Genomic DNA, 16,253 nt, shown 5'->3' on the forward strand with positions numbered 1-16,253 from the left:
CCCCTTTCAACGCTAGATTTGGTGTACTTTATTTCACTTTTGGGGTCTTTTATTACTCAAAAACAAAAATAGACTGCCATCTCCCAACCTTACGGGTACAGCAGCCGTATTTCTATTTACGTGTACTCTATAACTACCATATCCCAATATTTCAGGTAAGGCATAGTCATATGAATCAGATCGTTTTCTTGTTTAAAATCAATCATCACCGGAGAACCGTCATGATAATCCGGCGATGCCAGCCAAACGCGCTTTGCTTTTTTCGCTGAATTGACCGTAATGGTAACGCTGTCTATCTGCTGCGGTTCCGCCTGCTTGCCGTCCGTATCGTTCCAATTCATCGTTGTCGCATCTGTGAAATTAATAAAGTGCACGATATCCTTACCGTTCTTTTCCTTTGAAAACGACCAAATCTTTCCCTTATCGGCGGTTTTAGAAAGCTGTATACCAGGACTACCGGCGATAACCTCTAGAGAGGTTTCCTGAGCGCCGTCTCTCAACAAATTTTGATACGCCACCAAAAAGTCATAGTAAGTGACCAATTGTTTCTCCAAGACCGCAGGGATCTTCAAATTCTTATGGGGAAAATATTCCTTGGACAGCATATTTTCGCCAAGCTCCAGATGCGAACCTCCGATCGCGAACATTACGGCATCCGCGAGAAGGACGCCAGGAGTGTTGAATTCGCCGGCAGAGTTAGACAGTTTATAGTTCATGTAAGCTGCTAGAACGGTGTTATATTGATATTTTCCGTATTTCGCATTCTGGTCTACGATTTCTTTTAAATGGCGGAATTGCGGATGCCCCTCCCACACTTCGGAATAAAGGAACTTAACAGGGCCTTGCGCGATCGAGCCTTGCCCATACTGTCCGACGGCGTTCATGACCAAATCAACGTTCAAACTTTGTTTGGCTTTCTCGAGAAAGTCGCCGTACGTGGCTGCCAGATTGATGCTTTTACCATTGTACCTCCAAAGCGGGCCCCGATCGCCTAGCTGATCGACATGAAACCCGTCAAACGGAAGCACCGAGAATGTCCGTTTCTCCTCTTGGAACAAATGGTTTTGCCACTCCGGATTCGAAGGGTCGAACAAATAAATGTCGCTTGCCCAGGAGTCCGGCAAAGGATGTTTGTCTTGCCGCTCGTGAAGCGGATCCTTATAGAGCCCCCACTCCTTCTTCACGCCATCCTGCTCTGCATCCGCGTAAGCGCCGAACAACAGATTATAATTCATAGCCTTCATATTGCGCTTGTGGGCAAGATCGATATATCCTTTAACCGTTTCGAACGATACGGGCCGATTGGCAATATCCTGCCATGAATCCGCGGGTTTGCCGTTCTCCCATTTGACCGGCATCTGATGCTTGTACTGCCAGTCGTAAAATTGAATGCCGTTGATATGGAATCGGTTAAGGCGATTGATTACCTCGCTCATCGCCTGACTATCCATCTGAGGGAAATCAGCCAAATAACTGTAACGCGGGAACTTGCCCCAATCGCTCGAAACATCCACCGCAATGTTGGTATGGTCCACCCATTTGCCGTCTTGTTTGAGCATCAGCTCAGCCATATAGCCTTTCCCGTCCGCTTGAGGAGGCGTCCAGTCCCACGACAATTGTTCGCCCTGCACGCTTAGCTCCTCCGTCTTAACCATTTCGCTCAAATGCTTATAGCGAACGACCAAGGTGCCTTTGGAAACCGGCTGCTGCAAAGTTACGTCAAACTTTACGGCTTCTCCGGGCTTATAGATGGCCTTATTCGTCGCAACCTGCTTAAAAAGATTTCCGTCAGCGACAGTTTTCACCCGAATCGCCTCTTGATTCGTACAGCCTGTCGCCAGCACGGCTGCACATACAGCCATTACACCGGCTGAACGCCAAACCCGTGACCCTCTCACCCTTTGACACCGCCCTCGTTAAACCCGCTTTGTACGAAACGTTTCTGGAAAATCAAATACACCAGAATAACCGGCAAAAGCGCGATGATCGAAGCCGCAAATACTTGTGCGTAGTTGGTCGCGTACTTATCATTAAAAGCCTGCAGGGCGATCGGCAGCGTGCGCAGCGATTCCTTCTTCAAAATGACGAGCGCGGTAAAATATTCTTCCCAAGTACCTTGAAATGAGAATATGGCTAGCGTTCCGATGGCTGGCAGTGACTGCGGGAGGTAGATATTCCAGAATATGCGCCAGTTACCGCCGCCGTCCATTAACACCGATTCTTCCAGTTCTTTCGGAATGCTTTCGAAGAAACCGCGAAGGAAAAATGTACTCCCGACAACGCCGCCGCCGATGTAGAGCAGCCACAAGCCGCCGAACGTGCTGACAAGTCCCAGATTTTTAATAATCAGAAATTGCGGGATGATGTTGATCGCTCCAGGAATCATGGTCGTCAGTAGAAACATCCGGAACAGTCCTTCTTTTCCCGGAAACCTGAATCTGGCAAAGCCGTAAGCCGTTAACGCTCCTAAAAGCAACCCTCCTGTCATGGCTACCGACGTCACGATGATACTGTTCATGAAATAGAGGGCAAAATTGTTTTTCCCTAGCACAATTTGAAAATTATACAGATTCGGAATGACGGAAAAAATCTCTTTTGGCCGGGGCAGCGAGTAAGCGCCCCTAATGAAACTGGTCAGCACCATGTAGACGAAGGGGAACAGAAACGACAAGGCTCCGGTTATAATAATGACATAGATGACGATTCTCGATAACAGCTTTGTTTGCATTCGTTTTCCCCTCCTGCTATAAGAAGCGCTGATTGCCGAATTTTTTCATTTGCGTGTAAGTTAAAGCAAAGATGGCAAGCCCCATCATGACACTGAGAGCGGCGGCGTAGCCAAATTTAAAGTTCGTGAACGCTTGTATAAACATCAAGCTCGGCAGCGTCTGGGTCTGATCCATCGGCCCGCCTTTGGTAATAAAGTAAACCTGCGGAAAGAAGTTAAACGCTCCGTTTATCAAATTGATAAGTATAAAAGCTGTGACCGGCGCGAGCAGAGGAACCGTAATTTTCCAGAACTGCTGTACACCGTTAGCGCCGTCAATCTCAGCCGCTTCGTAATAATCCCTGGATATGCCTTGAAGCGCGGCAAGATAAATGATGACGCCCCATCCGACCGTTTTCCAAATGTGAAATAACCAAATAACCAGCATCGCCGTCCAGTAGTTGGCCAGGAAGTTAATCGGTTTATCGATGACCCTGAGCCCGTTCAAAAGAATATAGTTGATCAATCCATATTCCCCGCTTGCAAAAAGAAACCGGAACAAAAACGCAACCACAATCCATGATGTAATAATGGGTAAATAATAAATCGTGCGAAACGCGAGCTTGAACTTCACAAACTTCAAATGGATAAGTACCGCGAAAAAGATAGCCAAGAACCAGTTGACGGGTACCGTTACAACAACGTTCAGAATCGTATTTTTGACGGCCATATCAAATTTGTGGCTCGGGTCGCTGAATGCAAACTTGTAGTTGTCGAGCCCGACAAAAGAATTTACGGCTCCCGGCATAATCGAGTAATCCTGAAAACTGATGATGATGTTCTTAATCATCGGGTAGATGACAAATACGGCGGTGCCAAGAACACCCAACGCGATAAAGGGTAGTACAGCAGCCCATTGTTTCCATCCTTTCCGGAAACGGCGGCTCATGCTTTCTTGCTTTATCCTTGCGGCATTTAAACCCGGAGTTTCAATCTCCACTGTTATGCACTCCTTCCTATGAATCGCCGCATAGAGCTCTCTCACTTTTTCAAAACCGCCTCAATTTGTTTGGCTGCATCATTGAGGGCGTCCTGCGGCTTCACCTCTCCGCGCATGGCTTTCTCGAATGCCAGTGAAATGATGCCGTCCATTTCGCCGAATTGAGGAATCGGCGTACGGGCTACGGCTGTTTTCATCTGATCGATATATTCTTTAATGAACGGGGTTTCCATCACTTTCGGATCGTTGGCCGCTTTTTTGTTCGTAGGAATCAAGCCTGTTTTCGCCATGATCTTTTGCGGCTCATCGCCGAGCATCCACTTGGCGAACGTCCACGCTTCCTTCGGATGTTTCGAGCTATTGAATATGACCAGGTCTTCACCGCCGACTACAGACTTTCCGCCTCCGTCGCCAGCCGGGATTAAGCCTCTTACCGTGTCTTCTAAAGGTTTGAATTTGGAATCCTTTTCGGCCATCAGCAGGCTGTAGAACCACGGACCGTCATCGATCATCAAATAGTCATTGTTTTTCATGCCGTCCCAACTACTTGGCTCTCCCCCCAGAATCGGCGGGGAAACGAGTCCTTCTTTATTCCAACGTACCATTGTTTCAAGCGCTTTGACACTCCCCGGGCCGTTAAGGTAACCTTCCGCCTTGGTATAATCGTCGCTCGTAAATTTGCCGCCCAAGCTGTAGAAATAAGGAATCATAGCCCAAGGATTGTTGCCGCCGATTGTGATGCCGCCTTTCTTCCCTTTTGCCTTTGCAGCTTTGGCGTATTCTTCCAGCTCTTGCATCGTCTTCGGGGCTTCTTTCTTGCCGATTTCGTCCAGAATCGTCTTATTGTAAATCGCGACCTTCGTGTTGGTGTTGACCGGAAGACCGTAGTAACCTTCACCTTTGCTGTTCTTCAAATAAGTGGTCGCCAAAGGCGCTTCGAACAAGTTCGGCTTCATTTCGTTGAAGCCTTCCAGCTTGCTTACGTCGAGCAGCGCACCCATGCCCGCGAACTCCGGGACCCACACAATATCCATCCGCATCAGATCCGGGGCGGCGTCTCCCGAAACACTGGTAATAACCTGCTGCTTCAGGTTTTCATAAGGCATCCGGGTCAGTTTCAGCTCGATCCCCGGATTCTCCTTTTCGAAGAGGGGCTTGATTTCTTCATTTAAAAGCTTTTCTTCCGAGTCGCTATACGTGTGCCAGTACTCGATGGTTACCTTCTTGCCTGAAGCCGGCGCTTTGGGTTCTGTTGCAGGCTTCTCTGTGCCTGGGGCTGCAGCCGCAGTAGGATTGCTCGTTTCCGTGTTGGATCCGCAAGCCGCCATCGTGAATGCGAACGCTGCAGTCATAACCCCGATAAATACTTTTTTCATTGAACTCATCTTGGGAGGCCTCCTTTGTTTTCGTTGCTTCCCCATTATGGATGTTGATCATTTTATTCGAAACCGTTTTCATTTTGACGATGGTGTCATATATTTCTATATCCGTATTTGTTGTCACCACAGCCGATGTGACAGGTGTTTTATATTCGCATGGATTTTAGAAAAAGAAGACACCTTCCTCCCCTCGTAGCGCGACTATAATAGAATCAATCTCAGTCATAGACTGGAAAGGAATGAAACAATAATGAAACATTTTCGAATTGGCCTAATTGGTCTAGGTGGTATGGCTCAGGCACATATCAAGCATATTCAAGGCATTGAAAACTTCAGCATCACCGCGATTTGCGACGTTACGGAAACCTCTCTCGCCAAGGTAGGTGCACAATTGCAGCTTCCGGAGGACAGATGGTTCACCAATTACAAGGAGCTGATTACGGATTCTGAGGTAGACATCATTGCCTCCGTTACGCCTAACGATGTTCACGCAGAAATAATCCGAGCCTGCCTGGAAGCGAACAAGCCCTTCATGGCGGAGAAGCCGTTTACCCGCACCTTCGAGGAAGCTGCGGATCTGCATAAGCTGTATAGCGAGAACCCTGTCCCAGCCATGGTTAGCTTCGTCTACCGGTACACCCCGGCCTTCAGGTATGCGAAGGAACTGATAGCCCAAGGCAAGATCGGAACCGTTAGAAGCGCTTCCATTCAATATCTGCAGGGCTGGGGAGCGGTATATAAGAACGTGCCTTATCTCTGGCGCTTTAACAAAGAGATTAGCGGAACGGGAACCTTGGGAGATTTGGGCTCGCACATGATCGACATGGCTCACTATTTGTTCGGCTCGTTCCAGGAACTTTCCGCGCAGTTGCAAACGTTCGTTCCCGAGCGTGAAGATCCGTCCTCTGGTCGCATGGTCAAAGTTGAAGTCGACGATTTTGCCAGCTTCCAGGCGCGTCTCGAAAAGGATATCGTCTGCGTGTTCCAAACGACCCGCAATGCTGTCGGCTCCGGCAATCAGCATGAAGCGTCGATCTATGGAGATCATGGCACACTTCACGCTAGTACCGTCAACCCCGATGAGCTCGTTTGGATTTATGAGGACCAAGCAACCGGTCAACTGGTCCGCCAAATTGTCTCCGTTCCCGAATCCGTCAAAATCACGCAGTGGGACGACTTCTTGCAGCTGCTCCTTGGCACGCCCAGAGTAGGCGTACCCGGTTTTATGGACGGATACGAGAATCAAAAAGTGCTGGAAGCCATCGTTCGCGCGGATGCCACAAAGTCGACGGTACGTTTGGATGAAATGTAGTAAACGTTAAGAAAAACCTGGCCACTCGGGCTTGTTGACAAAAGCCTTTTTTTGAGAAATATGACTTTTAGAAGCCCAGTGTTTATGTGGGTTCCCAAACGTCAATTTCTTCATAAAGGTACTTTGTCAACAGCCCCAATTGCCAGATCCTTGAGCCTTACGTTTGGGAAAGAACTTGTCTTTGTAAATCCGCCATCTTCTCGTCTGTAAAGATGAAAAATATCGTTTGAGACACGATCGCAACATCCCCACATGTCTGTTACGATGAGAAACATCTTTCCAGCTTCGCTCAGCGTATAAGACTGCTTTTTTTCTCGTCTGTAAGTATTCAAAACATCGTTAGAGACACGATTTCATTTCCCCACGCCAGTTGTAACGATGAAAAACACCTTTCCAGCTCCGCACTTGCCGTTTGTGGTTGTACGCCGCTTTGCAACTTTCATGGTGACTTGCCTCATATTCCGAGTGCATTTCCCCTTCACATAAACGACAGACAAGGAGCTGCATGAGCAGCTCCTTGTTTCCTTTTTTTTCATAGCTTTGTTTTGCCTTTTATAACGTCGCCACAACCGGATAATGATCTGACGGATAGCGGCCATTGTACATGCTTCGATCGACATAGACGGAACGAACCCGGACATCCGGCGTTACGAAGATGTAGTCGATTGGCTCGCCCGCTTCGCCGCCGCAAAAGTCATGAAAGGTGCAGCCAACCTTGTTGTCCTGTATTGCCGCATACGTGTCGCTAAGCCCCGCTTCCGTCAGAATCGCGATGACTTCGCTGTCCGGTCCGCTATTAAAATCACCGGCCAGAATTGCGGGGATCCCTTCTTGCTCGCACATGGTTCGGATGCGCTCTACAATGAGCCGAATGCCGTTCGTTCTCGCTTCCTCGCTCCTGTGATCCAAGTGCGTATTGAACACGTACAACTCCCTTCCGTCTTGCTGTCTCAGACGTGCCCAGGTGCATATTCGCGGGCACCCGGTATTCCAGCTCGAGTATCCCAGCCGGTCCGGATATTCCGACAGACCGAAGTTCCCGCTCTCAACCGGCTCCAGCCATTCGCGCCGGTAGAAGACGGCGCAGTGCTCGTCTTCATGGCCTCCCTGACGGCCTTTCCCGAGCCAGGCGTAATCCGATAGCAGCGCCTGCAGATCCTGCAGCATGGCATAGGTTCCCTCCTGGGTGCAAACGATCGCTGCCCCCGCCTCTTTGATCGCCTCAGCAGCTTCCGCGTTGCGGTATGGCCATGCGTTGTCACCATCCTGTTCGACATGAACGCGCAGGTTAAACGTCATTACGGTTACATTCATCGTTGACCTCCAATAGAGTTATAAATAACCTGCCAACTTTTTAAGAATTTGCGCTTGTTCGGCCGTTAACTTCTTACCGCTTTGGGCATCCACTTCGTTAAGAAAAGCGTGGAGCATCCCTTCCTTGGCATTTAGATTTCCTCGTATCTCCGCTTCCTGCGCATTCAGAAGCTTGCTGCAAAGTCCATTTGCAATCCCCAGATCGTCCACCGCAAATTGACGAATGAGCTCGCACACCCCGTCATAGGTCACGGATACCTGGAACGTAAACGAAGCGGTGCCGGTGTTTCCTGCCAAGTCTGTAGCTGACACCGTTATATCATGGCTTCCAGGATCGAACGTATAAGCTGGAGCACCGACTAGTGGGGCTGAACAAGGATTGTTGGCCATTCCGGATAAAACGTCTTTAGCCGTACAGCCGATATAGACCGCTTGCTGTACAGTATACGAACGTTCGCCGGAGAATTCAATGACTGGCGCCGTTTTGTCGATGCGGATGTCCATCGTTCGAGGCGTCTCCTTGATGCCCGAGAAGTTCGACGCCGCATACGTAACATTCGTGACCCCTTCCGCAGCGACCGGGAATTGGACCGATGCACCTTTCACGGTCGTAGGAACAATCGGCTGCGCACCGGCAGCGGAATAAGTGATGGAGTAGGCGCGGTTTGCTTCAATCGTTACCACTGCATCCTTGTTGATCCAACCGTTCTCGTTTGGCGAAGGATTGATGCTTGCGACCGAGGTCGGCGGGACAGTATCTTTAACCGTAAGGAAAAAGTCATCATAATACGCCGATGAAATATTATATCGGCTCGTTACGGCGATTAGACTGGCATAAGCCGCATTATCCGGTGCTTTTCCTTTGAGCGTCACCTTCTGCCACTGGGCCAATCTGGATTCATCCAGATGGATTTCGAGCGTGGAAATCGTCGCATTGTTCTTGTCAAAGAATCGGAACATAAATCCCGGTTGGCCTGACTCGATATACAGATTGACGCCCGCTTGGTATTCTTCACCGGGTTTGACCGGAATCTTGTCGCTTTGTACGGCGACGGAAGCTGTCCGCAGCTTATCTGTTATCTTCAGGCTTTTGGAGCCTGAGAAGCTTCGTTCGCCGCTGATTTCATAGCGGTAATCGGCGCCTGTTGCGAACAAAGAAGTCCAGCCGGGAATAACGCCATTATTCACATTCTCTTCCAATCCGGCGTTGCGGACAGGCAGCGCGATGCCCGGCGGCTCCTCCACGATTTCCCCATCAACCTTCATGCGGTATAAAATCGTATTGGTCGCCTGATCGGTAAAGTATAAGTTGCCATCCATACCCAGATCAAATCTTGAAGTATCCGCTAATGTGCGGGATTCCAGCGTTTGAGGATCGATCACAGTCAGTTTGCTATTAAATAGGACATAGAGCAGTCCGTCCTCCGACCACCGAAGCGGATGGTGTGCCCATTGGCTGAAACTCAAGCTCGGATAGATCTTCTTGCTTTTTACAACATTGTACGTATTCGGATCAATCGCGAATATGTACTCGTAAGAGGCACCCCAGATCAAGCCGTCAGGTCCGACGGCCAGATCGCCGATGAAGATCGGTTTCGTCAAGCCGGGAACACGGAGCGGGAATTCTGCGATTTTTTGCTCCTTATCGACATCCCATACGAAAATCTTTGCTTCCTCTTCCGTCGGTTCGGAGCCCAGGCCGCCCCGGATCGTAGTGGAACCGAAAATTTTACCATTCAGGTAAGCTGTACTAAGCACGCTTTGATTCTGAACAACGTTGCGGTGCACTTTCGTTTCCCCCGTTGCCGGGTCGTACACCGTTATTGCGCCGCCTAGCGTCCCATAACCGGATATCGTGGAAATAAACAGTTTACCCTGACCGCCTGTAATATTGACGAGCCGTTCCTGATCGTTCCCGAGCACTGCTAACCGTTTTGGATTGGTATCGCTTGGCTCGGCAGCCAAGTCGTATTCATACAGAGCGCCTTCCGGGTAAACCCCCATGTATACTTTATTGCCTACAGGGTATACGCTGTCCGCTTGCCCGATGCTGAAGGGCTTGGCGGTGTTATCTTTCAGATTGACAAGCGATGATCGCGCCTGCGAACCAGTCGTGATCAGCTGTGTTTTCGTGACGCTCTGGAGCCGGTTCACCACCCCTGGAAGTCCCGGTATGACAGGCGGCTTGAGATAAACCTGCTTGGTCGCGATATTCATCAGTGTCACACCGCCGTCATAACGAACCGTTACCAAGGTTTTGCCGGGCAACTCGGGGTTGTTCGGAATGTCCACCCAATCCGCACCCCGCGAGCCGGAGGCGTATTCCATGCCCGTCAAGGCGACTTCATGCGTGGCAAGATCGAAAGTCTTCAGCTTTTTGTCGGACATGTAATACAGTTTACCGTCCAGCGAGTCCGTGGCGTGCAGTCCTGTCACATTCTCCAATTCTACGTCCAGCCATTTCTCTGTCTGTGTATCGTAAATGTAAGCCTCTCCCGGCACACCGCTGCCATCCGTGTAACGCGCGAACAAATAACGATTGTCAATCGTGTCGAGGTCGTACACGGTATCGTTCTTGACGACAAGGGAAGCTGCAATATCCGTTTTCTCCCCTGTTGCCAAATTCACCCTCACGATTTGCTTGTGTGCAGTTCCCGCATAGACATTGCCGCCCTGATAAGCGATAGAACGCACATATTCTTGATCTAGTGCGCCAATGACACGACCATAATCTTTAGTTTGCTTCGTAGCAGGGTCATATTGATACACTTTGCCGCCGGGATATGTCCCCACATAAACGCGTCCCTGCTCATCCGTTGTAATACTGTTTGGCACGGATTGCCCGTCAAATTGTGCCACTTGCGTAGGCGTATGCGTCACCGGCGAGTAGCTCCAAAGCCTGGCTCCGCTGCCATCGGCCGCCAAGTATAATGTTCCGTCAGGAGCGACCGTATGAGCCCATGAACTCTCCGAAGGGCCGATGGGAATGCTGCGCAGCAGTTTATAATCTTCCAGATCGATGACATTCAAATGTCCCGGCTTCCCTTTGCTCGTCGCATAAAGCACATAATGCCCGTCTTCCCGGCCCACAGTGCCGTTAAATACCGCAACCGTATAATTATTCGGAATTAGAAGCTCTTCCGGAGTCCCATAAGTTTTCTGTGAAAGCCGGCTTCCTTCAGCCGAAGCGGACACGCCTCCCCAACTTGTAAGTAAGATCAAAAAGCATATCATAAATACGAAAACACGATATTTGCTGATTGGCATTACATAACCTCCTTAGCGTTATCGCAGATTATTATGAAATCGATTTCACGAAAATTCGGAACCCGATTCTCAGTTCCTCCTTCACAGTCCGTATGCTCCCACCCTCAAGACCTATTTTTCGTATTTCAAAAGGGTGCCCATGACACTCCCGGGCTGCTCATAATTCCGATAAGCTTCATCCGCACGCTCCAAAGGGAAAATATTAGAAATTAGCGGCTCAACCTTGATACGCTTCTCTGCCAGCAGTCGAACGTATTCGCCGATATTCCTGCCCTCTGTCCAGCGCACATAGCCAATTGGATAATCGCGGTTTTCCAACTCATATTGCGCATCGTACCGGCCGGGACCACCAGCCCGAGAAATAAGAACCTCCGCTTCCTTGCCGAACATAAGCCCTCTGGAAAACTCAGTCGATAAATCTCCAACGATGACGATTTCCCCTTTATCCCGGATCCATGCCAAAGAGCGGTTGATCAGCGCTTCGCCGGGCCCGCCCGCACACAGAATCACGCAATCGGCGCCATGCCCTCCTGTAAGCTGTGCCAGCTTACCCTCCAGCTGCTCCTGATCGTCAAAAGCATGCCCGATCCCTTGCCGCCGAAGCAACTCAACGCGACCGGCATTCACGTCAAGCGCTGCTACTTGAAAGCCAGCCGCAGACGCGATTTGGGCCGTCATTTGTCCCAAAATCCCCAACCCTACAATGACGACGGATTCCCCGAAACGTAAGTCCGCTACGCGCAGCGCATGAATCGCTATAGCTCCCAGCCCGGCAAAAGCCGCTTCTTCCGGGCGGACGTGATCCGGCACCGGGGCCGTTAAATTGGACGGAACGGTCAGCCACTCTGCATGACGTACATAAGGAGCCCCGTAACAAGCTACCCGCTGGCCCGCTTCCAGTCCGGTCACTTGGCTGCCGATCTGTTCGATAACGCCAACGGCACTGTAACCAAGCAGACCCGGTTGTTCCGACGCGCGCTTGATAAACGTCATTTCCGTTCCGGGACTAATCGCCGAATACTCGGTGCGGATCCGCACATGGCCTTCCGGGATAATGCCAAGGTCAATTTCCGTAATGCTAATTTTGCCTTTTACAGCTGCTACTGCCTTCATTCTCATTTTCCTCTACCCGTCCGAAATTCCGACATGCAATCTACCGGCTTTTTGTACGGTATTCGCTCGGAGAGATGCCGTAATATTTTTTGAAAGTCGTGGTGAACGTGGATGAATTCAAATATCCTGTCTTTTCCCCGATTTCGGCGATGCTCAGTTCCGTATGTTTCAAAAATTCTCTTGCATGCGACAATCTAACCTTATTGAAGTATTCCACATAATTAACGCCGAACGTTTTCTTAAAATAGTTCGAGAAATATTTGGGGCTCGTATTCAGCACTTCAGCCATATGATCGAGATATAAATTCTCCATATAGTGCAGTTCGATGTATTGAGAGATGAATTCCGGATTCAGCTTGCTTTTCTGCTCATGACTCCGCTTCCCCGCAATAAAGCGAACCGTCTCAATAAGTGCGTCCTGGATTTCAGCATAACCAAAAGCATGATCCAATTTCCGGCAAAAATCCTTCTCCAGCTTGCAAAGTTCCTTATGTCCAGTTGAAGAATCTTCTAACTGTTTCGATAGATAGAAGAACACACTCTTGGCAATATGCACAAGCTGGTGGTAGTGGACATTGCGATCCTTATTCTCTTCGATGATTTCCTCAATGATGCGTATCCCTTCGCCCTCTTTTCCACTAAACAGCGTATGGGACAGCTTCTCGATCTTCTCAAACGGAAAATATATATCCGCAACGTAGCGTATGGATTCCATGTCGATTACAGCTCGAGACATATTGACATTCCGGTAAAACATACTATTTCTAATGTCTTGATAAGCCTCAATGCAATTTTTAACTTGAGCATCGTACAATTTGCTGACGCATCCCCAAAGCGAGTACCCTTTCAGCTCTTCTTTCACCGCACGATTCACAAAAGACTCCAGGGCATCCATAACCTTCTTCCGCTCAGATGCCTGATCGATTCCGATTAGCGCCACAAATTGCAAATGGCCTGCATGAAACACAGCCGCATGATCCATCTCGCCATTCAACCCGCTGCTCAGGAAATCCGTCATTTCCTCAATTCGCATAGGAGGCTGATCGCTATCACCATGACGTTTCACGTGCAGGGCAGCCATCACAAACTGACGTTTCCGGAAAAAGTCGGAATAATACTTTTGCATCTGAATTTCGTACTCTTGGGTGTGCGGGAAACCATCCAGCATTTGCAAAAAAACGCCTCTGCGCACCTCCGTATCGACAAAATCCATTTGATTTTTTAGCGATTCGTTTTCCGCCTGCACCTTGACAATACCGCTGTATATTTTCCTAAAATCGTTCCCCTTGGCATGCCCGCCGCCGAGCAATTTGAGAATATCTTTAACCGGACGGTACAAGTAGATACTGAGAAAAGCGGATAACAGGACAGCGCTGACGATCGCACTGATCATGATCATGTGATTGGCGGCTGAAACCGAGTTAATGTTTTGGAATTGGTACGGAACTTTATTGATATAAATGTAATCGTTGTACTCCGACTTGTAGAAGTTATATTCGAAATTCTCGCGAGTTAACGATCCTTCCTGCGACGGATTCACATAGACGTCATTTAGCACCTTATCCAGATTCCAATCTTTATCCGTGCTGAAAATCATATTGCGGTTCGTATCGAGGACGATCAGGGAGGCTCCCGGAATCATCGCACTGAGATCGACTTTCTTCAACAGTTTCTCGGCATTGATCATAACCATGACATTCTTGTCGGACATTCGGACTTTATTGCCGTCCATGGCCACCATCAACCGCTGATTCCTGCTCGTTAATCCGTCGTTAGAAACGGAAAAGTCTTCCACCGGGAAAAACGTTAGCCCATGCTTGGATTTGGCAAACGCCCTCCAATACTCATAACTAAGGCTTTCATTTTTGTACTTTTTATCGAAAAGAATCTTCAAATCGCTGGTGCCTTTGGCGGTAATGGCCAAGTCGATGTTATTGTAAAATACAATCACATCCTCGATATAATCTACTGAGGAGGCAAGTCTGGAGATGTTTTCCTGCATCGTATATGCCTTTGTCATATCGATTCGCTTGTCTTCCGCCGATTCAAGATTGTCGTAAGGCAGTCCTTGAATGCTAAACATGAGATTGTTAACGGTCGTAAAGCTGCTGTCGAACGATTGAATGATATTTTTGATGACTAACCGGTTGTTTTGCGTTACTTTCTCGTAGATTCCGGAGATGGAGTTTTTATAGACGACATAGTTGGATACAAACATGATCACGATGACCAAGAGCAATGCGAAAAAGATTTGCAGCAAGCCTCTGTTGGCAATTAATCGATTCATTGGCGTCACCTCATTACCTCTCTCGATGTCATCCAACTAATATTCCACATTTGTCCAATTAACCCTTCTCGGAACCGAGCATCACCCCTTTCGCAAAATATTTTTGAGCAAACGGGTAGATTAATAAAACAGGGATCATGGACAACACGATCGTTGCGTTTTTCATCGCTTGCGGAGCCAGTGCGGCCCGGTCCACAAGAGCGGCGTCATTTTCGGCGTTGAAGATCAGCATATCCCTGAGTACAACCTGCAAGGGGTACATCTCATTATCGCTCAAATAAATCATCGGGATGAAGAAACTGTTCCAATGTCCCATAAAATAGAACAATCCAATGGAAGCTAGCGCAGGCTTGGATAACGGAATGACGATGCTAAACAAGATCCGGTATTCGGAAGCGCCGTCAATGACCGCAGCCTCCCGAATTTGGCTGGACATGTTCTCGTAAAAGCTTTTAAGAATGATCAGTTCCATGGTCCAGATCGCATTCGGCAGCACAAGCGCCCATACGGTGTCCAAAAGCCCCAGCTGCTGAACAACCATATACGTGGGGATCATGCCTGCGTTAAAGAACATCGTCATCACGATCGCCAGCATAAAGAACTTTCTCCCGAAAAATGTTCGCTGCGAGAGCGGATATGCAGCAACCGCAGTAAACAGCAAGTTAATGAACGTCCCTAACGCCGTATAGTATATCGAATTCAAATAGGCTCTAGGTATTTTGTCGTTCTTCAGAACCTCCATATAGGCTCCTAAATTGATTCCTTTTGGTAGCAGAAAAACTTTCCCTTGAATAACGGAGGAGGTTTCACTTAAGGAGACTGCTGTCATATACAGGACCGGATATAAGGTCGCCATGGCAACACCAATCAGAAGGATCCCATTCAGGATGCCGTAGACTGTCCATCTGCGTTGTCCTACCATAGCCCGTTCCCCCCAATCCTTTTGCTCAAATAATTCGCTCCCAAGAGCATAACCATGGCTACGATGGCTTCGAACATGCCAACCGCAGCCGCATAACTGTAATTGGATTCCAACAAGCCTTTCCTATAGACATAGGTGGAAAAAACATCGGCAACGTCATAGGTCATCGGATTATACAAAAGCAGCACTTTTTCATACCCGATCCGGATCATCGATCCCGTTTTTAAAATAAACATCACGAGTAAGGTCGGCAGCAATCCGGGAATCGTAATATACCAGATCATCCGAAATCTGCTTGCTCCATCGACTCTGGCTGCCTCGTACAGCGTTGGGCTTATGCCCGCTATCGCCGCCAAATAAATAATCGCTTCATACCCCATTGTGCCCCATATTTCCGACACGACGTAGATTGGACGGAACCAGTCGGGGTCGATGAGAAAATATTTTTTTTCAAAGCCGACAGCGGACAAAATTTGATTGAATAACCCGTTGGTCGGAGAGAGGAAATCGATGATCATGCTGCTGATAATGACGACGGATAAGAAAGCCGGAAGATAGCTTAACGTTTGAACCGATTTCTTGAACCATTGCACTCTGACTTCATTCAGCATAATGGCTAATAGGATCGGAAAAGGAAAGCCAAAAATTAACGTATAGAAACCTAACAGAAGCGTGTTTCTAAACAGCATCCAGAAATCTTGATTGGTGAAAAACTGGATAAAATGCTTAAGCCCAACCCACTCACTGCCCAGTACGCCCGAGAAGACACTGTAATCCTTAAAGGCAATAATTAATCCGTATAGGGGTCCGTAGCGGAATAAGAGGTAGAAAATGATACAAGGAACAAACAGTATAAGCAGCTGACGATCCCGTCTCATATGCTTGATTGCTGCCGTAAGTCGCGATCGTGTCGTTGGATGTCTCTTCGATGGTGCTGCTGTTGGTGCTGACG

11 protein-coding genes are annotated in these 16,253 nt (G+C 48.6%); 1 reads left to right on the forward strand and 10 read right to left on the reverse strand.

The window, feature by feature from the left end; genetic code table 11:
- Window positions 1-116 precede the first annotated feature (116 nt).
- The 4 genes from ACFQZT_RS03985 to ACFQZT_RS04000 are packed head-to-tail and all read right to left on the reverse strand — an operon-like array spanning window position 117 to window position 5,092.
- The gene (locus ACFQZT_RS03985) at window positions 117-1,898 is read right to left on the reverse strand and encodes a glycoside hydrolase family 66 protein (RefSeq protein ID WP_379296761.1); all 1,782 of its coding nucleotides are present in this window, start codon (window positions 1,896-1,898) and stop codon (window positions 117-119) included.
- A complete protein-coding gene (locus ACFQZT_RS03990) occupies window positions 1,895-2,728 on the reverse strand; it encodes a carbohydrate ABC transporter permease (RefSeq protein WP_379296763.1) in 834 nt (277 codons plus the stop codon). Before ACFQZT_RS03990 ends, ACFQZT_RS03985 begins: the two co-directional genes overlap by 4 nt.
- 16 nt (window positions 2,729-2,744) lie before the next feature.
- Window positions 2,745-3,707: a carbohydrate ABC transporter permease gene (locus ACFQZT_RS03995; RefSeq protein ID WP_379296765.1), complete on the reverse strand. Its 963-nt coding sequence runs from the start codon at window positions 3,705-3,707 to the stop codon at window positions 2,745-2,747.
- 41 nt (window positions 3,708-3,748) lie between these two features.
- Window positions 3,749-5,092, reverse strand: coding sequence for an extracellular solute-binding protein (locus ACFQZT_RS04000; RefSeq protein WP_379296767.1), 1,344 nt, complete (start codon window positions 5,090-5,092; stop codon window positions 3,749-3,751).
- Window positions 5,093-5,336: 244 nt separating this feature from the next.
- Here ACFQZT_RS04000 and ACFQZT_RS04005 point away from each other — a divergent pair, with 244 nt between their 5' ends.
- Window positions 5,337-6,398, forward strand: a complete 1,062-nt coding sequence (locus ACFQZT_RS04005; protein ID WP_379296769.1) for a Gfo/Idh/MocA family protein — start codon at window positions 5,337-5,339, stop codon at window positions 6,396-6,398.
- Window positions 6,399-6,950: 552 nt separating this feature from the next.
- Here the strand turns inward: ACFQZT_RS04005 and ACFQZT_RS04010 are convergent.
- The 6 genes from ACFQZT_RS04010 to ACFQZT_RS04035 form a co-directional block, all read right to left on the reverse strand.
- Entirely contained in the window at window positions 6,951-7,712 is a 762-nt protein-coding gene (locus ACFQZT_RS04010) for an endonuclease/exonuclease/phosphatase family protein (protein WP_379296771.1), read from the reverse strand.
- An 18-nt stretch (window positions 7,713-7,730) separates the two neighbouring features.
- Entirely contained in the window at window positions 7,731-10,979 is a 3,249-nt protein-coding gene (locus tag ACFQZT_RS04015) for a hypothetical protein (RefSeq protein WP_379296773.1), read from the reverse strand.
- A 111-nt stretch (window positions 10,980-11,090) separates the two neighbouring features.
- Entirely contained in the window at window positions 11,091-12,092 is a 1,002-nt protein-coding gene (locus tag ACFQZT_RS04020) for a zinc-dependent alcohol dehydrogenase (RefSeq protein WP_379296775.1), read from the reverse strand.
- Window positions 12,093-12,132: 40 nt separating this feature from the next.
- Entirely contained in the window at window positions 12,133-14,379 is a 2,247-nt protein-coding gene (locus tag ACFQZT_RS04025; RefSeq protein WP_379296777.1) for a helix-turn-helix transcriptional regulator, read from the reverse strand.
- Window positions 14,380-14,437: 58 nt separating this feature from the next.
- Window positions 14,438-15,301, reverse strand: a complete 864-nt coding sequence (locus ACFQZT_RS04030) for a carbohydrate ABC transporter permease (RefSeq protein ID WP_379296779.1) — start codon at window positions 15,299-15,301, stop codon at window positions 14,438-14,440.
- On the reverse strand, window positions 15,295-16,179 hold the full coding sequence (locus tag ACFQZT_RS04035; protein ID WP_379297948.1) for an ABC transporter permease: 885 nt from the start codon (window positions 16,177-16,179) through the stop codon (window positions 15,295-15,297). Before ACFQZT_RS04035 ends, ACFQZT_RS04030 begins: the two co-directional genes overlap by 7 nt.
- Between the last annotated feature and the right edge of the window lie 74 nt (window positions 16,180-16,253).

The sequence above is a fragment of the Paenibacillus sp. GCM10027628 genome (assembly GCF_042676385.1).
GTDB lineage: Bacteria > Bacillota > Bacilli > Paenibacillales > NBRC-103111 > Paenibacillus_E.